General features: G+C 62.4%; 18 protein-coding genes. 8 read left to right on the top strand and 10 right to left on the bottom strand.

The genetic code is table 11. The annotated features are described in order from the left end of the window. Nucleotides 1-127: 127 nt before the first annotated feature. From RBH26_RS15020 to RBH26_RS15005, 4 genes are all read right to left on the bottom strand, one after another. Nucleotides 128-1,267, bottom strand: a complete 1,140-nt coding sequence (locus RBH26_RS15020) for a phage integrase SAM-like domain-containing protein (RefSeq protein ID WP_306759191.1) — start codon at nucleotides 1,265-1,267, stop codon at nucleotides 128-130. A gap of 1,317 nt (nucleotides 1,268-2,584) precedes the next feature. Continuing rightward, nucleotides 2,585-3,685 carry an SDR family oxidoreductase gene (locus RBH26_RS15015; protein WP_306759190.1) on the bottom strand — a complete coding sequence of 367 codons (1,101 nt, stop codon included), beginning with the start codon at nucleotides 3,683-3,685 and terminating at the stop codon, nucleotides 2,585-2,587. Beyond that, nucleotides 3,673-5,259, bottom strand: a complete 1,587-nt coding sequence (locus RBH26_RS15010; RefSeq protein ID WP_306759189.1) for a succinic semialdehyde dehydrogenase — start codon at nucleotides 5,257-5,259, stop codon at nucleotides 3,673-3,675. The genes RBH26_RS15015 and RBH26_RS15010 overlap by 13 nt, the downstream gene beginning before the upstream one ends. Nucleotides 5,260-5,329: 70 nt before the next feature. Continuing rightward, nucleotides 5,330-5,896, bottom strand: coding sequence for a hypothetical protein (locus RBH26_RS15005; protein ID WP_306759188.1), 567 nt, complete (start codon nucleotides 5,894-5,896; stop codon nucleotides 5,330-5,332). 317 nt (nucleotides 5,897-6,213) lie between these two features. Here RBH26_RS15005 and fdhF point away from each other — a divergent pair, with 317 nt between their 5' ends. From fdhF to RBH26_RS14980, 5 genes are all read left to right on the top strand, one after another. Next, the gene (fdhF, locus tag RBH26_RS15000) at nucleotides 6,214-8,352 is read left to right on the top strand and encodes a formate dehydrogenase subunit alpha (protein WP_306759187.1); all 2,139 of its coding nucleotides are present in this window, start codon (nucleotides 6,214-6,216) and stop codon (nucleotides 8,350-8,352) included. A gap of 150 nt (nucleotides 8,353-8,502) precedes the next feature. After that, complete coding sequence (locus tag RBH26_RS14995; protein WP_306759186.1) at nucleotides 8,503-10,773, top strand: AAA family ATPase; 2,271 nt, start codon at nucleotides 8,503-8,505, stop codon at nucleotides 10,771-10,773. A gap of 55 nt (nucleotides 10,774-10,828) precedes the next feature. Continuing rightward, nucleotides 10,829-11,311, top strand: a complete 483-nt coding sequence (gene fer / locus RBH26_RS14990; protein WP_306759185.1) for a ferredoxin Fer — start codon at nucleotides 10,829-10,831, stop codon at nucleotides 11,309-11,311. 83 nt (nucleotides 11,312-11,394) lie between these two features. Continuing rightward, on the top strand, nucleotides 11,395-11,601 hold the full coding sequence (locus RBH26_RS14985) for a hypothetical protein (RefSeq protein WP_306759184.1): 207 nt from the start codon (nucleotides 11,395-11,397) through the stop codon (nucleotides 11,599-11,601). Nucleotides 11,602-11,910: 309 nt separating this feature from the next. Continuing rightward, nucleotides 11,911-12,333, top strand: coding sequence for a CBS domain-containing protein (locus tag RBH26_RS14980; RefSeq protein WP_306759183.1), 423 nt, complete (start codon nucleotides 11,911-11,913; stop codon nucleotides 12,331-12,333). Nucleotides 12,334-12,404: 71 nt separating this feature from the next. Here RBH26_RS14980 and RBH26_RS14975 read toward each other — a convergent pair whose 3' ends face one another. Both RBH26_RS14975 and RBH26_RS14970 read right to left on the bottom strand, forming a co-directional pair. Further along, nucleotides 12,405-12,950, bottom strand: coding sequence for a hypothetical protein (locus RBH26_RS14975; RefSeq protein ID WP_306759182.1), 546 nt, complete (start codon nucleotides 12,948-12,950; stop codon nucleotides 12,405-12,407). A gap of 115 nt (nucleotides 12,951-13,065) precedes the next feature. After that, a complete protein-coding gene (locus RBH26_RS14970) occupies nucleotides 13,066-13,350 on the bottom strand; it encodes a metalloregulator ArsR/SmtB family transcription factor (RefSeq protein WP_306759181.1) in 285 nt (94 codons plus the stop codon). Nucleotides 13,351-13,457: 107 nt separating this feature from the next. On the opposite strand from RBH26_RS14970, the gene RBH26_RS14965 reads away from it, so the two are divergent. The 3 genes from RBH26_RS14965 (at nucleotide 13,458) to RBH26_RS14955 (ending at nucleotide 15,805) form a co-directional block, all read left to right on the top strand. Then, nucleotides 13,458-13,760 (top strand): amphi-Trp domain-containing protein, encoded by a 303-nt coding sequence (locus RBH26_RS14965; RefSeq protein WP_306759180.1) that lies wholly within the window; start codon nucleotides 13,458-13,460, stop codon nucleotides 13,758-13,760. Nucleotides 13,761-13,770: 10 nt separating this feature from the next. Then, the gene (locus RBH26_RS14960) at nucleotides 13,771-14,580 is read left to right on the top strand and encodes a class I SAM-dependent methyltransferase (RefSeq protein ID WP_306759179.1); all 810 of its coding nucleotides are present in this window, start codon (nucleotides 13,771-13,773) and stop codon (nucleotides 14,578-14,580) included. A 247-nt stretch (nucleotides 14,581-14,827) separates the two neighbouring features. Beyond that, nucleotides 14,828-15,805, top strand: a complete 978-nt coding sequence (locus RBH26_RS14955; RefSeq protein WP_306759178.1) for an NDP-sugar synthase — start codon at nucleotides 14,828-14,830, stop codon at nucleotides 15,803-15,805. Between the two features lie 41 nt (nucleotides 15,806-15,846). Here RBH26_RS14955 and RBH26_RS14950 read toward each other — a convergent pair whose 3' ends face one another. The 4 genes from RBH26_RS14950 to RBH26_RS14935 form a co-directional block, all read right to left on the bottom strand. Beyond that, nucleotides 15,847-16,743: a universal stress protein gene (locus RBH26_RS14950; protein ID WP_306759177.1), complete on the bottom strand. Its 897-nt coding sequence runs from the start codon at nucleotides 16,741-16,743 to the stop codon at nucleotides 15,847-15,849. Between the two features lie 108 nt (nucleotides 16,744-16,851). Further along, complete coding sequence (locus RBH26_RS14945; RefSeq protein ID WP_306759176.1) at nucleotides 16,852-18,096, bottom strand: glycosyltransferase; 1,245 nt, start codon at nucleotides 18,094-18,096, stop codon at nucleotides 16,852-16,854. Nucleotides 18,097-18,222: 126 nt separating this feature from the next. Beyond that, nucleotides 18,223-19,941 (bottom strand): PQQ-binding-like beta-propeller repeat protein, encoded by a 1,719-nt coding sequence (locus RBH26_RS14940; protein ID WP_306759175.1) that lies wholly within the window; start codon nucleotides 19,939-19,941, stop codon nucleotides 18,223-18,225. Between the two features lie 6 nt (nucleotides 19,942-19,947). After that, the gene (locus tag RBH26_RS14935; RefSeq protein ID WP_306759174.1) at nucleotides 19,948-20,850 is read right to left on the bottom strand and encodes a hypothetical protein; all 903 of its coding nucleotides are present in this window, start codon (nucleotides 20,848-20,850) and stop codon (nucleotides 19,948-19,950) included. Between the last annotated feature and the right edge of the window lie 221 nt (nucleotides 20,851-21,071).

Raw genomic sequence — 21,071 nt, 5'->3', positions numbered from 1 at the left:
GGTTGTAAATAGATCGAACGTGTTCCTCGTTACACTGGTTCGTTCTCGAGGACAGCGGGGACGAACACCTCGACTGCCGATCGATTACAGTCCAATCGCTGGAACCGATTTCGTCCGGTTCGGCGCGTCATTGATCGTGTTCGGCGAATGCGTTTCCGGCGTCTTCGGCCATCTCTTTCGCTTCGATATGGGAGTAGGAATCTCGAACCACGGCTTCGCTGTTGTCCAGCAGACGAGCGGCAGCGGTAAACCCGCGCTGTCGAACCATCACTTCGCCAGCACCGCGGCGACCTCCGTGAGGTGCGAGATAGCCGTGTTTGTCGTCGAGATCGATCTCGGCTCGTTCACACAGACGCCGCATGATCCGGCGGGCACCGTCAGTGTTGATCGACGGTGGCGTCAGTTCGTACTCGCGAAGCGCGTCGAAAACCGCTACTTGACCGGTGAGATCGTCGACGAACGCCTCGATCTCGTCTGCCGACCGGCCGTGTTCGTCTCGGAGACCGGTACGGAGCGTTCCGTAGAGCGTCGGCAGATGAAACGTCGGGAACACCGGCCAGTCGTCACTGGCAGGATCGAGAATTCGTTTGTATCGCGAAATAGGATTTACTGCCTGTTCCGTCACCGATCGATCGGACCAGTTCTGTTTCTTCGCGAGCACCGTCATCGTCCGATCCTCGAGGGAGACGTCACCCCAGCGAAGCCCGTTTCGCCGATCGTCTTTCGGGTCGGCGAAGATCTCGCCGCCGCGGACACCGGAGTAACAGAGCACATAGACGAGCGCCCGATCACGAAACGCCTTGATCGCGTCGAACCCACCTTCATCAACTGCGTCGTGGGCCTGTGCATCGACGTGGCGCGTGATCAGCGTCCGGTGTTCGTCGGTCCAGGCCTGCTGGTCGCCGGACCGTCGGCCGTCGGTTTCGGGAAGTGGCTCCGTCGCAACGTTTCGCTGTGCGTAGTTTGCCTCGAGGAGTCCCTCGCGAACGCACCAGCCGATATACGCGCTGACGTTGGCATAGTACGTGTTCACTGTACCCGGAGCGAGCTCACGGCTCGTGAGTTCGCGTGCGTACCGACGGAACGTTCGCTCGTCGAGATCGGCGAACGTGCCACTACAACGGGGATCGCCGTCGAGCCACTCGAGAAAGTCCTCGACACAACGCTCGAGGTTCCGCCGATAGTTTCCGCTTTCGTCGCCGCCTTTGGACTTCGATCGCAGGAACTCCGCCAGCGGTGTTGCCACCGGTGTCGATCCGGAACTCATCGGCACTCACCCTCGAGAGCGCAGCGCGTGCTAAATTTCATCGTTCGTGATCGACAGAGGGGACGGACACTCATAAAACTACACTTGATTATTGCACTAATCAAGTGTGTTCGACTCGAGGCCCTATTCACCCGAATTCAGCAGGGAGAGGCCGGAAAGGATCCGAATCAAAACGTTGTAAATGCCATATAGCTATATAGAAAAGTAACGAGAGCGGTTGAGACTACAGAGGGTTTAGCAGGCCTGTAGTGCGTATATTCTGGCGACGCAGTCCACTGGTCGTCTTTCAGACACCCTCTTCAGCCGCCAACTCCTATGACTCTTAGAACTGTTCCAGCGATCTTTTGGGATCGCGTTGATTCTCTTCCGTATCAAACCGGAGAAAAGTCTCCGTGGAGCTAAAGACTGTCTGATAAGTAACCCTACCGCCAGTTGGTCCAGCCGTCAAAATAAATTGCTGTACAATAAGCGAGTGTAATTATCAGCTGTTTCACCTAATGAGCTATCCGACGAGGTTTCGAGTGAAATAATATACTGTTGGACAGCACTATTCGACGATCGGTCGCGCGACTGCGGCCATCCCGAGGTGACGGCCTGTACGGAACGTGTGTTAGAACGGAAGTCAGCGATCGAAAACGTCGAAGTAATCGTCGATACTCGATGGGGATAATATTATCAGATCAGACATTTTTTGTCAGTTATGTCTCGAGGTCAGAACCTGACCGCGAATATAATATAGTTGATTTGATAGTTATCACTCGTCAAGTCCGATAAGTAGTTGGGTCACCGACACCGAACGGTCCCTTACAGGTGTATGATAAACTAACACTAATTATAACTAGCCATATATTTGTATGAGACAACAATACTGGGTTACGGTAGATTCGAGGACGATACAATCGACGACAGTATCACGTACTCATCCTATATGAATAACGTATATTAGCCGGCAGACCGAAAACGAGTATCGGTCTCGCTGCCGTTATCGGTTTCACACTCCAGTATTGTTTTGTAGTATATCCCCACTACCATAGAACGAAGCTGGAGCAACCCACTCGACGATCGAAGCCACATATTTGAGTGTTCTGTATTATAACACATATGAAGATCGTCACTTTTAGTGACGTTGAGTAAATAGATCGGATCTCTTTCATATTGGGCCGTTCTCCGAATCAGCGTAGAAAACGACACGAGAGCGAAGGACCGTCGTGAGCAGTGAGTCTGTCCTCTAGTGGCGGTCCACGCCTGCACTGCTGGGTCGAATCCTGCGGTGTCGTCCGATTCGACCCAGCAGTCGACGGGTGGAACGGTACTAGCTCAGCGCATCGGCTCGTCGCCGACGTCCGGGTTCTGTCGGGTGAATTCGACGAGTCGGTCGACGTACGCTTCGAACGGGGGGACCTCGAGTCCGCTTCCGGCGAGTGCACGCGTCGTCGCCGGGCAGGCGTATCGCGTCGGGTGGTCGAGATACGCGAGCGTGTTCGGATCGACGTCGACCGAGGCACGCTCGAGGGCACGTACGCCGGCTCGTGCGATCGATTCGGTCGTCGGGAGCGCCACGTGACGGCGGTCGGCAGCCTCGGCGAGCGCGTCGATGAACTGCGGAACGGGAAGCGGTGTGGGGTCACAGAGCTGATAGACCTCGCCGATCGACGCCTCGCGATCGCTCAGCATGGCGATCGCATCGACGACGAAGTCACGCGGGACGACGTTCAGTTCCGCGTCGCTCGAGCCCGGCAGCGTCACCGCCACCGAAAGCCAGCGCGGTTGGGCAAGCAGTAACTCGAGCAAGTTGTACGGGCCGTCGAACTTGTCGGTCTCGCCCGTTTGGCTATCGCCGACGACGATCGCGGGGCGGTAGACCGTCGCCGGAAATCCGTCGGCCATCCGCTCCTGGACGGCGACCTCCGCGCGGTATTTCGTCTCCTCGTAGTGGTTGTTGAACGACTGGCCCTCCTGAAGGTGGGCTTCGGTGAACACGCCGTCGTATCGACCGCTGACGTAACAGGTACTGACGTGGTGAAAGTGATCGACGCCGAGTTCGGCGGCGACCCCGAGGACGTGTTCGGTTCCGCGGACGTTGACCGCCTCCGCCAGGTCGGCGTCTACCCCGAGGTCGTACACCGCCGCGAGGTGGTAGACGTCCCGTACCGTCTCGAGGGCCTCGAGGTCGTCCCCGAGGCCGAGGTCGGACTCGGTGATGTCCCCCTCGTGCAGGCGGATCGCGTCGGCGGCATCGACGGCGTCAGTACGGTCGATGATCGCCCGTGCCCGGCGCCGCGCCGTCTCGAGGTACTGGGGCTGGACCAGACAGGCGACCGGTCCGTCGCCACGAGCGAGTATGCGCTCGAGCAGCGCCGAGCCCAAAAAGCCCGGAAAGCCAGTGAGGAAGACCTCGGGATCGGTCACGGCAGCCACCTCACGAGCCGGCGCTGGAGGGTCGTCAACCCGGTCATGAACGCGGCGAACCAGCCGGGTGACACGCCCGGCGGGGCGTCGAACGGTCCGATTCGCGAAGTCGCGATCGTCCGTGCGTCGACGTACCGTCGAAGCCCCTCCGGGCCGTGTCGACGGCCGAGTCCGGAGTCACCGAACCCGCCCATCGGGGCATCGACGGCGGCCCAGCCGACCGTATAGGGATCGTTGATACAGACGGTGCCACAGTCGATCTCGTCTGCGACTCGACGGCCACGCGCCCGATCTTCGGTCCAGACGCTGGCGTTGAGCCCATAGGGCGTGTCGTTGGCCCGCTCGATCGCCTCACTCGTCTCTGCGACGGGGTAGACGGAGACGACCGGTCCGAACGTCTCCTCGCAGGCGATCCGCGAGTCGGGGTCGACGTCGGTCAGGATCGTCGGCTCGTAACAGAACGGACCGACGTCGGGACGGTGGCGGCCACCCGAGAGCAACGACGCGCCGTCGTCGACGGCACCCTCGACGTATGCTTCGACGAGTTCGAGGTGGTCGCCGTCGATCAGCGAGCCGACGTCGGGCCCGTACGCGAACTCGAGACCGAGGCTCAGTTTTCGGGTCGCGCCGACGAACGCGTCGAGAAACGGCTCGTATCGGTCCTCGTGGACGTAGATCCGTTCGGGCGCCAGACAGAGTTGGCCCGCGTTCGTAAACGCCCCCTTGACCGCGCCGCGGGCGGCCGTCTCGACGTCGGCGTCCTCGAGGACGACCATCGGGTTCTTGCCGCCGAGTTCAAGCGAACAGCCGATCAGGTTGCGACCCGCCTGCTCAGCGACGGTTCGTCCAGTCTCGGTGCCACCGGTGAAGGCGACGTACTCGACTGCGTCGATCAGGGCGGAGCCGACGGTCGGTCCGTCGCCGGTGACGACCTGGAAGAGGCCATCCGGGAGCCCGGCTTCCTCGAGAAGGCTCGCAAGCGCCAGCGCGATAAACGGCGTGCGCTCGTCGGGCTTACAGACGACGGCGTTGCCGGCGAGCAGCGCCGGGACCGCGTCGGTCATCGCAAGCGTCAGTGGATAGTTCCAGGGGGAGATTACGCCGACGACGCCGACGGGATCGTAGGTGACACTGGCGTCGGCCACGAACGGGATCGCCCCCGATCGGTCCGCATCCGCGAGTATCGCGGGCCCGTTCGCGGCGTAGTACGAACACGTCAGGGGGACGTCGAGCACTTCCTCGAGTGCGTGGTGGCGGGCCTTCCCGGTCTCGAGTTGGACGATATCGAGCAGTTCCGTGCGACGGTCGGAGACGAGATCACCGAAACGCTCGAGGACGGCCGCCCGTGTTTCGATCGGCGTCTCCGCCCAGGACGACTGTGCCGCTCTGGCTCGCTCGGCGACACGTTCGACGTCCGCAGCCGTGCAGCTGGGAACCGTTCCGATCTCGTCGTCGGTGATCGGCGTTCGAACCGGGATCGGCGACCGATCGCCGGTCGGTTCGATACGCGACGCGAGGTCCGTGAGGTGATCGGGGGCGAGACCCGTTTCTCCGTACACCGGCGGGCCTGTTGTCCGGGCCATACCGGCCTTAACACGTCGGCCCATCTATATGTTCGTCGACGTCCCAGCGAACGAGAACTGTTCTCCACCGCTATTCGTCGAGTTCCGTCGACAGCCGCCAGAGCGCGCGATAGAGCGTCCACATGTCACACTCGGCGTCGGTGGCAACCGAGTGGCAACTCTCGAGATACGTCTCGTATCCCTCGATCGAAGAGAAGTCCGAGAACGTGTCTGGCAACCGACCGGCGGCGTCGAGAACGGCGACCTCCCGCTCGCCGACGACGATATACGACGTCGGATCGACAAACAGCAGGTAGGCGGAGGCGAGCGGAACGTCGACGCCCTCGAGCGTGGTTAACCGGGATACCTGTTCGGCGGTGTCCGAGAGTGCGGTGACGTCGTCGATGACACGCTCGACCGTTTCGAAGTCGTTTCGTCCGAATCGCTTTTCGGCCGCCCGGCGTTCTTCGTGAGAGATACCACCGAGGTGGCGTCGGTAGTACCACCTCACGACCCACTCCGCGTCGCGCCAGCCGAACTCACCGCGTTCGAACGCGTCGGGCAGGCCCTCGATTCGCTCCTGCTCGACTGGGTACAGCGGTTCCTCGTCCCGGTATTCGTCGGCTTTCGCCGCGACGGTCGCAGGTGTAAGCTCCACGGTACTCGGTTCGTTTACGGAGTCGACTATGAATGTTTGCCACCGACGACCGTCTCGTCGGTCGACGGTCGGTACGGATTGCTGTACCGATGTACCGGCACAACCGCCGCCCGGGTCGCGGTTGCGCCGGCAATGACGTACAGTAAACCGTCGGATCGCCCGGCACTCGAGTACGTGATATGGACGATCCGACGGCAAAGACATGCGACTCGAGTGACACTCGTATACAGGAGACATGCTTTGTGTTAGAAAGAATCATGGTTCTGGAGAGAGTAATCGCTACACCGCGACTCACAACCGTGGTCGAAACCTGACTTATGTCCGATGATACTCAAGATCCGGTAAAGACGATCTGTCCGTACTGTGGTGTCGGCTGTGGAATCACGGTCCAGCAGGGCGAGGAACCGAGTGACGTCCAGTTCATGCCGTGGGGCGACGCGCCGGTCAACGAAGGGCGTGTCTGTATCAAAGGCGGTGCGGCGACGGAGGTCGTCGACCACGAGGACCGACTCACCGAACCGCTGATCAAGGAAGACGGCGAGTTCCGCGAGGCGACGTGGGAGGAAGCCTACGAGTACGTCGTCGACGAACTCGAGCGCATCCGAGCGGAGCACGGTCCCGACGCGGTGGGCTTTTTCGGCTCCTCGAAGACGATGAACGAGGAGAACTACCTCCTGCAGAAACTCGCCCGCCGCTACGGGACGAACAACGTCGACAACTGCACGCGGATGTGTCACGCCTCGACGGTCTGGGCGTTACGGACGAGTCTGGGCGCCGGCGCGATGACAAACAGCATGGCGGATCTCCGGGACGAGGCCGACGTCTTCTGGATCCAGGGGGCAAACCCCGGCGAGCAGCATCCGATCGCCAACAGCCAGTACTTCCGCCAGGCAGTGCTTGACGGCACGACCGTCATTCAGGTCGATCCCCACGCGAACAAGACGACACGGTCGTTCGGCATCGACGACAGCGATCGACACCAGCACCTCCAGTTGAATCCAGGGACCGACATCCCGCTGTTGAATATCGTCCTCAAGACGATCCTCGAGCACCACGAGGAGCACCCGGAGGACGGCTGGATCGACGAGGAGTTTATCCAGAAGCGCACCGACGGGTTCGAGGATCTGCAAGCGACGCTTGCGGAGTTCGACAAGGCGGCCGCCGCCGAGGAGTGTGGGCTCGACCTCGAGGAGATCGAGCGAGCCGCCGAGAAGTACGCGAAAGCCGACAACGCCGCGATCTTCACCGGGATGGGCATGAGCCAGCACGCCTGTGGCGTCGACAACGTCCAAAACGAGATCAATCTCGCGTTGATCACGGGCAACCTCGGTCGACCCGGGACGGGGGTCAACCCGCTTCGCGGTCAGAACAACGTCCAGGGGACGTCCGACGTCGGTGCGATGCCCAACGTCCTTCCGGGCTATCAGTTGGTCGACGACGATGAGGCTCGCGAAAGCGTCGAGGAGGTCTGGGGGTTCGAGGTTCCCGACGAACCCGGCCTGACGAACGTCGAACTCTCCCACGAGTTCGGTGACTCGGTCAAGGGGCTGTACGTGATGGGAGAGAATCCCGTCATGAGCGAACCCGACGCCAACAGCGTCGCCGAGCGGATCGGGGATCTCGAGTTCCTGGTCGCCCAGGACATCTTCATGACCGAGACGGCGAAGTACGCCGACGTCATCCTGCCGGCGACGACCTGGGCCGAACGCGGCGGGACCGTCACCAACACCGATCGGCGCGTCCAGCGCATGCGTGGCGTCGAGAACGTTCACGAAAACACGAAACACGACCTCGAGATCGTTTCGGAGGTCGGGAAACGACTGTTCGACGACGGCGAGGAGCAGTTCGACTTCGACGACCCCGAAGCGGTCTTCGAGGAACTCCGGCAGGTCTGTCCCATCTACCACGGGATGACCTACGACCTGCTTGGCGAAGACGGCCTCCACTGGCCGTGTTACGAGCCTGGCGACGAAGGTGACCCGTACCTCTACGAAGACGAGTTCGACACCGAGAGCGGACTCGGCCAGATCGAGGGCGTCAGTCATCAGCCGCCGGCAGAAACGCCAGACGAGGAGTATCCGCTGATCCTGACGACGGCTCGTCTCGAGGAACACTACAACACTGGGACGATGAGTACTCGTTCGCCGACGCTCAACCGTCAGACGCCCGAGAACTTCGTCGACGTCCACCCCGCCGACGCCGAACGCTACGGCATCGAGGACGGCGACGAAGTGACGCTCACGTCGCGACGCGGCGAGATTACCGTCGAAGCACAGGTCACCGAGGATATCAAGGAGGGCGTGATCTGGACGACGCCACACTTCGCAGCCGCCTCCGCGAACAAACTCACCAACGACGTCCTCGACGAACGCGCAAAGATCCCCGAATACAAGGCTGCCGCCGCCGAGATCGAAGTCTCGATCGGCGACGATACTGGAAAAGCCGCCGACGACTGAGACGGACCTCTACATCGACTCCCTGACACTTATAGGCGGGTCGTGGGTGTCGGCACTGACGGTCGGTGGTCGTCCGAGACGGACGACAGCGCAGTACGGCCGACCCAAACGTTCTTGCTCCCGAGCGTTACACGTTATCGAACGACAAGAATGAAGGCTACTGTCAAGCCACTCTCGAATCGCCGGGGGGAGTCCGTCGCCGTCCTCGAGCGGGACGCGTTGGCCACGCTCGAGGTCGAATCCGGCGACTACGTCGCTCTCGAGGGGCCAACGGGCGAGTCGACGGTCGTCGAGGTGATGTCCCGCCCGCCGGAGACGGTCGACGAGCGGACGATCCGACTCGGCGACACACAACTCGAGATACTCGAAGTCGAGGTCGGCGATACCGTCACCGTCGAATCGGTCGCCGTGCGGTCGGCCGAACGGGTCGAGATCGCGTTACCCGACGACCTCGACCCCGAGGTGGCGCTGTCGCTCTCCCAGCAGAACGTACTGGTCGATCAGGTGGTGTCGGCGGGGGAGACGGCGACGGTTCCGATCACCGACGAACCGGAGGCCGGAAAGCGAGACGAGACGCAAACGGCACCGGTCGAGATCGTCGACGTCGAACCGACCGGTCCCGTCCGCGTCGAGGAGTGGACGGCGATCGTCGTCGCACCGGAGCCGGCCTCGACGGGAGAGACAGGAAAAGCAGGGACGGCGGCAAGCGGGCGTGAGACGGCGACAAAGGGTGCCGACGAGACGGTCGTCGGAAGCCAGAATACGGACGCTACCTACGACGATATCGGTGGTCTCGAGGACGAACTCGAGCAGGTACGGGAGGTCGTCGAGTTGCCAATGGCCCATCCGGATCTCTTCGATCGGATCGGTGTCGATCCACCCACTGGTGTGCTCCTCTACGGGCCGCCGGGGACCGGGAAGACGCTGATCGCGCGAGCGATGGCCAACGAGATCGGCGCCCACTTCCAGACGCTGTCGGGGCCGGAGATCGTCTCGAAGTACTACGGCGAGAGCGAACAGCGGCTCCGGAACGTGTTCCACGAGGCCGAGGAAGAAGCCCCAGCGATCGTCTTCATCGACGAGATCGACGCGATCGCGCCCAAACGCGAGGACGTCGGCGACCTCGAGCGGCGGATCGTCGCCCAACTGCTTTCCTTGCTCGACGGGATGGACAACAGCGAACAGGTCGTCGTCATCGGAACCACAAACCGCGTCGACGCAGTCGATCCGGCGATTCGCCGTCCTGGCCGGTTCGACCGCGAGATCGAGATCGGCGTCCCCGACGCGGACGCGCGAGCGGAGATCCTCCGGGTTCACGCGCGCGATGTCGCCCTTGGTGATGACGTCGATCTCGAACAGTACGCCGAGTCGACCCACGGCTTCGTCGGCGCCGATCTCGAGAACCTGCTCAGAGAGAGCGCAATGTGTGCGCTGCGGCGGGTTCGAGAGGAGTCAGACGGCGACGATATCCGGATCTCGACCGATCAGTTAGACGGCGTCGAAGTCACCGAAACGGACGTCGAGACGGCACTCCACGGGATCGAGCCCTCCGCGATGCGGGAGGTGTTCGCCGAGGTCCCCGACGTCAGCTGGGGAGACGTCGGTGGCCTTCCGAAAGCGAAGCGAACGCTTCGCGAGGCCGTCCAGTGGCCCCTCGAGTACCCCGACGCGTTCGAGCGGGTATCGCTGCGGCCGGCGACCGGTGTGTTGCTATATGGGCCGCCGGGAACCGGGAAGACACTACTGGCTCGAGCGGTCGCAAACGAAGCCCAGTCGAACTTCATCTCGATCAAGGGGCCCGAACTCGTCGACAAGTACGTCGGCGAGTCCGAACGCGGCATTCGAAACGTCTTCAGCACGGCCCGACAGAACGCACCCGCCGTCCTGGTGTTCGACGAGATCGACGCCATCGCCGGAACGCGTGGCGGCTCCGATGGATCGAACGTCGGGGAGCGTGTCGTCTCCCAGCTCCTGACCGAACTCGATGGGCTCGAGGAACTCGAGGACGTCGTGGTGCTTGCGACGACCAACCGCCCGGAGCTCATCGACGACGCGTTGCTCCGTGCCGGCCGCTTCGAACGGCACGTTTTCGTCGAGCCGCCGGACGAAGTTGCGCGTCGCGAGATCTTCGAGATCCATCTCCGCGACCGACCGCTCGCGGCTGACGTTGATGTCGGGACACTCGCCGCCAGAACCGACGGTGCTGTCGGTTCCGATATCGAGGCGATCTGTCGGACCGCGGCGATGAACGCCGTCCGCGAATACGTCGAGGCGAGCGAGCGAGGAGGGCCCCACGTCGAGGAGATCGAACTGGCGAGCGATCACTTCGAACGGGCGCTCGAGGAGACCGAACGCTCGACGGCCGGCAACGAGTCACGATGGGAACATCCCGACAGCTTCGACGAACTCGAGGGCGAGTGATCGAGTTCCGAACATCACCAATATTGCTAAGGGGAATCGCGGCTAGTGTTGTCTTATGTCACACGACCTCCCACATGTTCGACTGGGCGAACACGCAGAAGCGGACGAAGACGAAGACAGCGAGGACATCCCTGTTCGAACGGTCGAGTATCTCAACTACGAGGTGTTAGACGAACACGGCTGGGAGCTCGACGACGACGATCTCTTCGAAAAAGCAGCCGACGCCGACCTCGACGACGCCGACCACGGGACGATCGAGGTCCGCGGTCGCACGTACGTTCTCGACGCCGCCGAGGCAGAGGGCTACGAGTGGCCCTTCGAGTGCCGTGCCGCGTCGTGTGCGAACTGCGCGGGAATCGTCTACGACGGCGAGATCGCGATGGATATGGATCTGATCCTGACCGAAGCGGAGGTCGAAGAGCGTGGGATCGTCCTCACGTGTCAGTCGGTACCCGTAAGCGACGAGGTAAAACTCATCTACAACGCGATGTATCTCGACTATCTGCAGGACCGCGTCATCGGCGTCCGCGAAGTTTGATATGGACTGCTGTCCGGCAGTCTGACAGTCGCCGCAGTCTCGAAGGAGAAGGCCTATGTTGGGTCGATCGAAGCAGGAACTGTATGAACGAGAATCGGACCGTCGTCGATATTCTCGAGCGGGTGCGGGAGTCGCGTCGACGAAAACGCTGTCCCGACTGTGACGGCGTCGTTTCGATCCGTGGATTCAGAGGCGAATACCGCTGGGAGTGTGCGAGTTGTGATGCAGTCGGGATCGGATACACGAGCCGTGAGGCCGCACTGAAGGGGATCCGGAAACGGCGTCGGTGAGACTGTCGGCCAGCGGTCAGTAATACTGTCGGACCGGCCACAGTCGCGCGACCGATCATCGAATCATACTTCCGGACAAAACGATGCACACACCGATCGCACTCGAGACGCTGTCGCGGAACGCGACAGGCGTCGAGGCGCGATCGGGTGTTTACTGACTTTTGTCCGGTAGTATCAGTAGTATGGCCCCTCGAGGAGTTCGAACACCCGCCTCGTGCGTTCGTTTCACTCAACGGACGTGGTAGTCACGGTGCCCTGGAGATACGGTATGGGTTTATACCTGTGTCGGTGGGACGGCGAGACGGGTTTATGCCTATCGAAAATCTCGCCCGAAGCGACGTCGTAACGGCACAGAAAGACGAGCCCGTTCAGGAACTCGCGACACGTATGGACGACTCTCACGTCGGCAGCGTCGTGATCACGGACGGCGATGAACCGACCGGAATCGTCACCGACCGTGATCTCGCGACACGCGTGATCGGCGACGGGATGGATCCGACCGAGACGACAGCACACGACGTCATGTCCGACGATCTGACGACCGTCGACCACACTGCTGGGTTCTACCGGGCAACCGAGCTAATGAGCGAGCACGGCATCCGCCGTCTCCCCGTCTGTAACGACAGCGAAGAGCTGGTCGGGATCATCACGGCCGACGATCTCAACGAACTCCTCGCAGACGAGCACATGCAGCTCTCGGACGTCATCCAGGCCCAGCGACCCGAATACTGAGACGGACTGCGATCCGTTAGATCCGGCGAGACCGCGGGCTGTCGTGCGGCCGTGCCGGAGACGTGATGGTATCAGGACTCGAGTTGGTCCAGCGCCGTCTCGAGTTTCTCGTCCGGGGCCTGATCGGTGACGATCTGTTCTTGCTGGTAGTCTCTGATGGCTGTGGTATCGACGTCGATATCGGACTCGTCGAGCGCCTCGAGGACCGTCGCGAGGACGATCGTCTGTTGCTCGAGTCGGGACTCTAAGCTGTTTACCTTCTCGAGGGTTTGCTCGGAGAACTCGGTGAGGGAAGCCGAAAGCTCTTCTACGTTCGCCTCGGCCTGGGAGAGACGTCGTTCGCCGAGACTGATCGTCGCGAACTGTTCGACCTCTTCGATGTCGTCCGATAACTGCTCGATATCGGTCCGGATCTCCTCGAGTTGGTCCTCGATGACTCGTTCGACGTGTTGCTCGAGGGTCGGCTGTGTCGACGTGTCGGCCTCCCCCTCGGTCGACGGCTCCTCGATCGATTCGTCCGCCGCTACGGCACCGTTGCCCTCCTTACACGTCAGGACGTGACTCCTGTACGATCCCGGCAGTGGATGTTCCTCTCCACAGTGTGCACACACTGGCATATGCGACCAATCAACATGGACGTGCAAATACCTTTAGTGTATTTTCCGTTCTACTATCGGTTCGGAAGAATCGATTCTGGGTGGTGACATCGAGCGACGAATCGGCGTCGCGTCGTCACGTCGTCTCGTCGACCCGTTCGGACGCCTGCAGGATGAACGATCGCTCGGGCGGGGGCGCGGCGTGGAGTTCGATGTCCTTGACGAGTCGGTAGTACTTCCGATTGCCGCGCTGGTAGTGGTCGACGATCCCTGCCTCTTCGAGCACCGAGAGGTGATGGACCGCGGATTTACCGTCCATTCCGACGGTTTCGGCCAGTTCAGAGACGTACTTCGGTTCCCGAGAGAGCTCTCGAATGATCTTCAGGCGGCGGGTGTTCCCTAACACCTCGAGCAGAGACATGGGTTTGGATAGGATACCGGAACAGTTGAGTGTTCCGTCAGTTGTGAGCCAGTAGCATACCTTCGTTGTCACGCACATTTATGTTCAGTGTCGTGGTTACGACTCCCATGGGGAATGACATCGAGTTTCCAGACGACGAGACGTCCGAGCGCAGGGTCATCACGGATGGGTTCTTCGAGCGAGAGGTCCATCTCTCACGGACGGAAACCGCCAGTTTCCTCCGTGAGATTGCCGACGCCCTCGAAGACGACGCGTCACTGACGGTGTCGGGGAGCACGTGGGAGATCCCCTTCGAGTACCGCGAACCGATCGAGGTCGAAGTCGAGTTCGGCGGTCGCCGGGAGAAAGAACTCGAGATCGAACTCGAGTTCGAACAGGCACGGGAAGGTGGCGGGCTAAGCGTCGAGTAACTGGGCGACCGTGTTCCGGCCACGGTATTACTTCGGCGTCTATCACTGGCGACGACGACTCCGATCGATAGCCGCCGCGGCGGTCGTCGTCGCGCTCGCGACCGTCCTCGGACGCCGAACGCAACGGCTGGATCGCCGACTCGGTGCGGCAGCGATCGCACTCGCCGCGGTCGGCTACGGGGGACGGCGAGCGTCCCGACTCGTCTCACCGCCACCGTGGCACCTCGAGCGGTACAAGTACGACGCACTCGCCTCGCGGCTCCCCCTCGATCGCGCGGATCGCATCCTCGACGTCGGCTGTGGGACCGGCCGGTCGCTGGTCGGGCTCGCCCCACACGTTCCGAATGGGTCGGACGGCCCGGATGTGCTCGGTATCGACGTCTTCGACGATCGGGTAATCCTCGGGAACGGCCCGCAACTAGCGCGGCGGAACGCCGACCGCGCTGGGCTCGCGGTCGACCCGATCGCCGGCGACGCAGCACGGCTGCCCCTCGACGACGGGGCGGTCGACGTCGTCACCGCCTGCCGCGTCCTGCACGATCTCCCCGAACCAGCGGCCGAGGCGGCGCTGCGGGAGTGTCGACGCGTCTGTCGCACCGATGGAACAGTTGGAATCCTGGAGTTGCCCCTCCTTCCGGACGGCGCCGACACCGATCCCGACGGCGAGTCGAACGCCCCTCGAGCGACTGACTCCTACTGGCTCGACCGAATCACTGCGGCCGGGTTCACGATCGATACCGCGATGCGACTCGAGCGAACCGGTGGCGGGGAGCCGTATCTGATCGTCGTCGCCAGTCCGGAGTCGTCCTCGAGCGAGTAGCGCCGTCGTGGTGAGGGCGATCCCGGTCAGCGCGCCCGATCAGGGATGATATGGTCTGCTGTCGTCACTGCCCGCCGATCGCCGACCCGTCCTGGCGATCGGGACAGCAGTCCGTATGAAAGGTTTACAACCGGAGTCGTGGGAGCCAGACCCCGTGTGTGAGACATGAGTATAGGTCGGATTCCGTTCGGCGCAACCGGGCGATCGATCCACGAGCCACGACCGCGGCGAGCGGTGATCTAACCCCATGAAAGCCGTCGTTTTAGCCGGCGGATACGCGACCCGACTGTGGCCGATCACGAGACAGCGGCCGAAGATGTTGCTTCCGCTCGGGGAGACCACCGTCATCGATCGAATCTACACCGAACTCGAGTCGGACGATCGCATCGAGACGGTGTACGTAAGCACGAACGAGCGGTTCGCAGCCGACTTCGAGGCGCATCTGGAGGCGCGTTCGTACGACAAACCACAGCTGTCGGTCGAAGAGACGCGTGCCGAAGGCGAGAAGTTCGGCGTCGTCGGGGCGCTCGAGGAGCTGATCGACCGCGAGGGGATCGACGACGATCTGTTAGTGGTCGCCGGCGACAACCGCTTCGAGTTCGAAATCGAGCGCTTTCTCGACTACTTCGAGCAGCGGGCGGCACCGACGATCGCCGTCTACGACGTGGGCGAACCACAGCGGGCCACCGCCTACGGGGTCGTCGATCTCGACGGCGACCGCGTCGTCGACTTCCAGGAGAAACCCGACGATCCACCGGGAACCCTCGTTTCGACCGGCTGTTATGCGTTTCCTCGCGAGACACTGCCCCTGTTTCAGACGTATCTCGAGGCGGGAAACGAGCCGGACGAGCCCGGCTGGTTCGTCGCGTGGCTCCAGTCGCAGGAACCGACGTACGCCTACGCGTTCGAGGAAAACTGGTTCGACATCGGGACACGAGAGAGCTATCTCGAGGCCGTCGCCTGGCACCTAGACGAGCCACGGGTCGCCGAGACGGCATCACTCGAGAACGTCACGCTCGGCGCGAACGTCCACGTCATGTCGGGAGCAACCCTCGTCGATACCGACCTCGAGCGTGCAGTGATATTCCCGGACGTGAGACTCGACGGGGCGACCGTCCGCGGGTCGATCGTCGACGAGGGTGCCGAGCTCGCCGGCATCGACCTTCACGACGCGATGGTCGGGGCGTACACCCACATTCCGGATTCGGACAGCCCGACGAAGTGATCGCGAAGTGACGTTTCGTACTGACCGCCGTATCGGGATCGTCAGCTATCGGGTGACTCGGCGCTAACCGGGACACAAAACACCGGCACGTCGGCCTGACGGACGACGTTTTCGGTAACGCTGCCGAGAAACCACTGTCCGATTCCCGTCTGACCGTGCGTTCCCATGACGATCATATCGACGTCTCGCTCGGTGGCATACGAGAGGATCACCGTCGCGGGCGTGCCGGTCGTGATCGAGCCGGAGACGCTGACGTCGACGTCGTCGGCACGCTCCCGGACCGCTTCGATCGCGTCCTCGCCCTGGCGCTCGAGTTCTCCGAGAACGTCGCCGGGTTCTTGAGACCCCGAAAAGCGGCTCGTGTCGACGGAGTACAGGGCGTGTACCGTCGACTCGAGCCAGGCCGCGAGTGAGATCCCCCACTCGGCCGCGATCGCGGCACCGTCGCTGCCGTCCGTCGGCAGGAGGAACTGTTCGAACGTCGCGTCGTCGATCGAAGCGACACCGGCGGCAGGGGGAACGGCGAGGACGGGCGTTCGGGCCGTCCGGAGAACGTTTTCGGTGACGCTGCCCAGAAGGAACCTGTCGAGCCCCGACCGACCTTTCGTCCCCATGGCGATGACGTCGATCTCCCGTCGGCTGGCGTACTCCCTGATCGACTGAAACGGCGTCCCGCGTTTGACCGCGGTCGTGACCTCGAGGTCCGCGTCGTGGTCCCGTGCCAGTCTCGAGATCGTCTCGACTGCGTCCGTCGCGTTCTCCTCGAGCGACGCGAACGCGTCGTCGTCGGGATCGACCGAGTCGTGGACGTCGACGACCGACAGGACGTGGACGTCGGCGTCGAACCGCGACGCGAGTGCGATCCCGAGTTTCGCCCCCGCGAGGGCCCCCTCGCTGTCGTCCGTCGGTATCAGCACCGATTCGATGAGCCGGCTCATGGACGTAGATCCGCTTTCACCGTCTCGGTGGATAACTGTGTGGGGGCCGGTCGTCGCTCACAACGGCCCGTTTCGCCCCGTCGTGAGCCGAAGGCACAGCGATCCGTCTCAACACTCGAGATCACGGGCCTCGACGAAGGTCTCGAGCAGTTCCTCGAGTTGGCGAGAGAGCAGAAACCGGTCGCGTACGTGCTCGCGAGCGTTCGCCCCGAAGGTCGTCCGGCGCGTCTCGTTCTCGAGGAGGGAGACGACGCGATCGGCAGCGCCTTCGACGTCGTCGGGTTCGACGAGATACCCGTTTCGCCCGTCCTCGACCTGGAGCGGAATGCCACCCACGTTCGAGCCGACGACCGGCGTTTGCTTCCAGAGGGCTTCCGAGACGACCAGTCCGAACCCTTCGCGAAGCGACTTCTGGACGACGACGTCGGAGCAACGTTGCAAAACGTTTACCGTCGTATCCGGGAGGTCGGTCAGGACGTGTACGTCCGGATCGTCGACGGCCTCGGCAGCGACGCGTTCGTACAGCTCGATTCCCTCCGGGTCGTCGCCGGCCATGCCCCCGACCAGCGCCAACTGAAGTTCCGGGATTGCCTCGCGGGCGCGGCGAAACACCGCTAACGTGCCGAACTGGTCTTTCCAGGGGTCGAAGCGAGAGACCTGACTCACGACCGGGGTTTCGAACGAGAGCGGGTCGAGTCGGTCGCACTCGGCTGCGATCGTCTCCTCGTCGAGCGATCGGTTCTTCGGCGCGAGCGGATCGATCGAGGGATGGATCACGCTCTTCGTCGGGGCGTCGATCTCGGCCCCGTAGACCGACCGGCTGAAGATCGCGTGGTCGACCCGGTCCATGTACTCGGAGACGAACGCGAGGTACGCGTCGTCCGGGTCGGTGAGATCGACGTGACAGCGCCAGAGGATCGACGCGTCCGGCATCGCGTCTGCGAGCCGCTCGAGCATCCCGAGTGGCTGGGGGTCATGAACCACGACGACGTCGTACTCGGCATCGAGTTCGGCCGCGTTTCGCTCGGCCGTCTCCCGGTAGGTCGATTTCATCGCCGACGTCAGCCGGGGACCGTTCCCCTGAAGGCCGTTGTGGATCGCCTTGGTCACTTCGAAGAAGTCGTCGTCGGCATCCATGACGAGCCAGTCAGTGTCGATGCCGAGATCGTCACACACCGGCACGATCGATCGGAGCAGTTCTGCGACGCCGCCGCCGGTCGCAGTCGAGTTGAGATGGAGGATGCGGACGTCCTCCAGCGCCGCGGCGAGTTCCCGAAGCCGCTCGAGTCGATCGTGACTCGTCACGGCGGCGTACCCCTCGATCGATCGGTCCGGTAATGATGGGGCGTGCATCGTCCGTACGCCGCAGTACGAGGACGACGCTGGTATCTGTTGGGGCCGGAACCATCACACCGAGAGCGGAGGGGAGAGCTCCGAGGGCGGCTGTACACGGCAAAAAATCGTAAATCGGCGGTCGCGCTACGCTTCCATCGAGAAGACGGCCAGGCGGGTGTCACGCCCGCCGGGGCCGCGGCGGAGCCAGCCGCTGCCGCCGACCTGAATCGCGACGTACTGCGTTTCGGTCTCGGAGTCGTACCAGCTCATCGGGCTGCCGGCGATCGAAGACTCGCCGAGGTCGTACTCCCAGAGGCGCTCGCCGGACTCGCCATCGTAGGCGATGAAGTTGCCGTTCTGAGTGCCGCTGAAGACGACCCCCGTCTCGGTCGTCATCAGGCCGCCCCAGATATAGGCCTCGCTCTCGATCCAGTCGCGCCAGACGCGTTCGCCCGTCTCCGGATCGATCGCGACGATGGCACTGATCTTTCCGTTGTAGTCGTCGGGGACTGCTTCCGTCTGGTCCTCGAGGATGCCGCCCCAGTACTTCTTGCCCTCTTCGTACTCCTCGAAGCGCCACCAGGCTTCCTGGGGCGAGTTGTTCATCTTGAAGTAGGCGAGCCCGGTCTCGGGGTTGTACGCCGGTGGCTGCCAGTCGTTGCCACCCATCGCACCGGGCATGAACGGCATGCGACGACCCTCGTCGATGTGCGGAATCATCCGGTACATGTTCAGCTGCTGGACGCCGGGTTCGCTGCGCTCTAGGAGTTCGCCAGTGTCGGCGTCCATCGTGTAAACCCACCCGGTCTTGCCCGCGGAGATGACGACGTCGGTCGTCGTGTTGCGGTGTTCGATCTCGAAATCGCGGATGAAGATCCGCGGCGCCGCGGAGTCGTAGTCCCAGACGTCGTGTGCGACTTCCTGGTGTGTCCACATCCGCTCGCCGGTGTCCATATCGAGTGTCAGCGTCGAGCAACTGTTGCGATTCGGCCCCGGACGGACCGAGCCGTCGAAGTCCGGCCCCGGGTTTCCGATCGGGAGGTGGAGCCGGCGGTTCTCGACGTCGATCGTCGCGTTCATCCAGTTTGTCGCACAGGACTGATTGATGCTGTCGCCGACCCACTCCTCTTCGGGTGAGGTCCAGGTGTGCCACAGCTCCTCGCCGGTCTCGGCGTCGAGGGCCTTGTGGAAGCCCCGGACACCGTACTCGCCGCCTGCGCTGCCGGTGAAGATCATCCCGTCGAAAGCGATCGGCGCCCACGTCGCCGAGTACCCCTCTTCGTGGTCCGCAGTCGACGTGTACCACTCCTCTTCGCCCGTGTAGCGGTCGAGCGCGACGACACCCGAGTCGAGCGTCGTCATGAACACCTTGTCGCCGTGGACGGCGACGCCCCGGTTGTTGTCGTCACAACACAACACGACGTCAGAGGGAACGGCGTACGTGTAACTCCAGAGGATATCACCCTCTCGAGCGTCGATGGCTTTGACGTGATTCGGTCCGTTTGACTGATACATCACCGGCGGATCTCCGGGGACGATCAGCGGCGTCCCCTCCATACTCGAGCCAGCCCCGACGTCGAGGACGTACTCGACCTCGAGGTCGGCGACGTTGTCGGGCGTGATGACGTCCGCCGTCGTCCGTCGGTGTTGTTCGTACCCCCCACCGTAGTTGAGCCACGATTCGGGGTTGTCGGGCGACTCGCGGATCATCTCGTCGGTGACGTCGAACTCCTCGATCCGGTCGACGTCGTGTTGGTGTGTAACCGACTTGTCGGGGGAACCTAGTACCCGATATCCCTGGTCCGTTTCGCGAACGATCGTATCCTTTGCGGCCTGAACGGCCCTGTCTTCTTCGAGTGACATTGTGTATTACCTCGCTTTCGGTGGTGCGCGCATTTCCTCAGTGATCCAGAACATGTGCTTGCAGATCTCTTCCTGGTTGACGATCATGATCGCCGCGCTGGCGGTGATCGCCGCTGTCAGCTGTGCGTCCGACAGCTCGTCGTCCTCGGCGACCTCGAGTGCGGCTTTCGTCAACAAGGCGAACCCGCCGAGCATCGCCTTGATGTCCCAGTAGCCGTCGTCTAAAATCTCGTCGGTGATGAGAATCCGTTTCTGCCAAAGGTGGACGTCGAGTGCCTTGATCCAGAGCAAGACGCCACCGGCCGCACGCTGGTGGAGTGGCGGGACGTGTTCGACGTCGAACTCGACCTCCTCAGGAATGTCCTTTGCCGGGACCCACCGTGCGAGCCGCGTGTTGTTGTTGACGACGTCCATCACGACTGCGAGCCGTTCGCGCTCGTCGAACCCGAGCGACTCGAGTTCGTCGACCAGCGCGTCCGAACCGATCAGTTCGTGGGCTGTCTCCTCGATGTGCTCGGGTGTGAACTGCGGGAGGTTCGCTTCGAGGCTCTCGAAGAAGTCGACCTCGACGAGGTGATCGTAGACTCGCCACCCCGGTTCGACGAGTTCGCGATAGAGTACCTCCGGCTCCGTCTCACCCTCCGGAATCCCTTGCTCGCGAACCTCGGGGAGTCGGTCGAGTTGCGCCGACAGGTTCTCGAGTTCGGTCTCGAGCAACTCGGTATCGAGTTTCCCCGAGAGATCGCTCCGGATCGTCTCTCCCATCGAGGCGAACTCGGGGTCTGTCTCCCCATCGATCGACTCGCGTAATCGCTCGAGCGTCAACTGATCACCCTCGTCGACTCGGTCGGCACCGAGCGTGCGGACCAGTTGCCGCTGTCCTTCAGTCGTAATATGTGCGTCTGTCATGTCTGTTATCCGGCGTGGCACATGTTGTCAGCTGCCACTCCATGTATGGTGGCAACGTTCGCCAGTATAGGACTTGTTATATGGAAATGACGGGTAAGACCTGAAATTATATAATGATCAATATATTTTTTGAATCCGGCAGACGATAGCGGGTGCGACACGGATCGACGACCGAAACGAAGACGACAGCCGACTTCGACTCGAGACACAGCGGCGACGAT

It is taken from the genome of Natronolimnohabitans sp. A-GB9, from assembly GCF_030848565.1.
GTDB lineage: Archaea > Halobacteriota > Halobacteria > Halobacteriales > Natrialbaceae > Natronolimnohabitans.
This window is presented reverse-complemented; position numbering and strand designations above follow the sequence as displayed.

What these genes read in the sequence shown, in the direction of transcription:
- RBH26_RS15020 (WP_306759191.1), bottom strand. Translation starts at nt 1,267, where the DNA reads ATGAGTTCCGGATCGACACCGGTGGCAACACCGCTGGCGGAGTTCCTG.
- RBH26_RS15010 (WP_306759189.1), bottom strand. Translation starts at nt 5,259, where the DNA reads ATGGCCCGGACAACAGGCCCGCCGGTGTACGGAGAAACGGGTCTCGCC.
- fdhF (WP_306759187.1), top strand. Translation starts at nt 6,214, where the DNA reads ATGTCCGATGATACTCAAGATCCGGTAAAGACGATCTGTCCGTACTGT.
- RBH26_RS14995 (WP_306759186.1), top strand. Translation starts at nt 8,503, where the DNA reads ATGAAGGCTACTGTCAAGCCACTCTCGAATCGCCGGGGGGAGTCCGTC.
- fer (WP_306759185.1), top strand. Translation starts at nt 10,829, where the DNA reads ATGTCACACGACCTCCCACATGTTCGACTGGGCGAACACGCAGAAGCG.
- RBH26_RS14985 (WP_306759184.1), top strand. Translation starts at nt 11,395, where the DNA reads ATGAACGAGAATCGGACCGTCGTCGATATTCTCGAGCGGGTGCGGGAG.
- RBH26_RS14980 (WP_306759183.1), top strand. Translation starts at nt 11,911, where the DNA reads ATGCCTATCGAAAATCTCGCCCGAAGCGACGTCGTAACGGCACAGAAA.
- RBH26_RS14975 (WP_306759182.1), bottom strand. Translation starts at nt 12,950, where the DNA reads ATGCCAGTGTGTGCACACTGTGGAGAGGAACATCCACTGCCGGGATCG.
- RBH26_RS14970 (WP_306759181.1), bottom strand. Translation starts at nt 13,350, where the DNA reads ATGTCTCTGCTCGAGGTGTTAGGGAACACCCGCCGCCTGAAGATCATT.
- RBH26_RS14965 (WP_306759180.1), top strand. Translation starts at nt 13,458, where the DNA reads ATGGGGAATGACATCGAGTTTCCAGACGACGAGACGTCCGAGCGCAGG.
- RBH26_RS14955 (WP_306759178.1), top strand. Translation starts at nt 14,828, where the DNA reads ATGAAAGCCGTCGTTTTAGCCGGCGGATACGCGACCCGACTGTGGCCG.
- RBH26_RS14950 (WP_306759177.1), bottom strand. Translation starts at nt 16,743, where the DNA reads ATGAGCCGGCTCATCGAATCGGTGCTGATACCGACGGACGACAGCGAG.
- RBH26_RS14945 (WP_306759176.1), bottom strand. Translation starts at nt 18,096, where the DNA reads ATGCACGCCCCATCATTACCGGACCGATCGATCGAGGGGTACGCCGCC.
- RBH26_RS14940 (WP_306759175.1), bottom strand. Translation starts at nt 19,941, where the DNA reads ATGTCACTCGAAGAAGACAGGGCCGTTCAGGCCGCAAAGGATACGATC.
- RBH26_RS14935 (WP_306759174.1), bottom strand. Translation starts at nt 20,850, where the DNA reads ATGACAGACGCACATATTACGACTGAAGGACAGCGGCAACTGGTCCGC.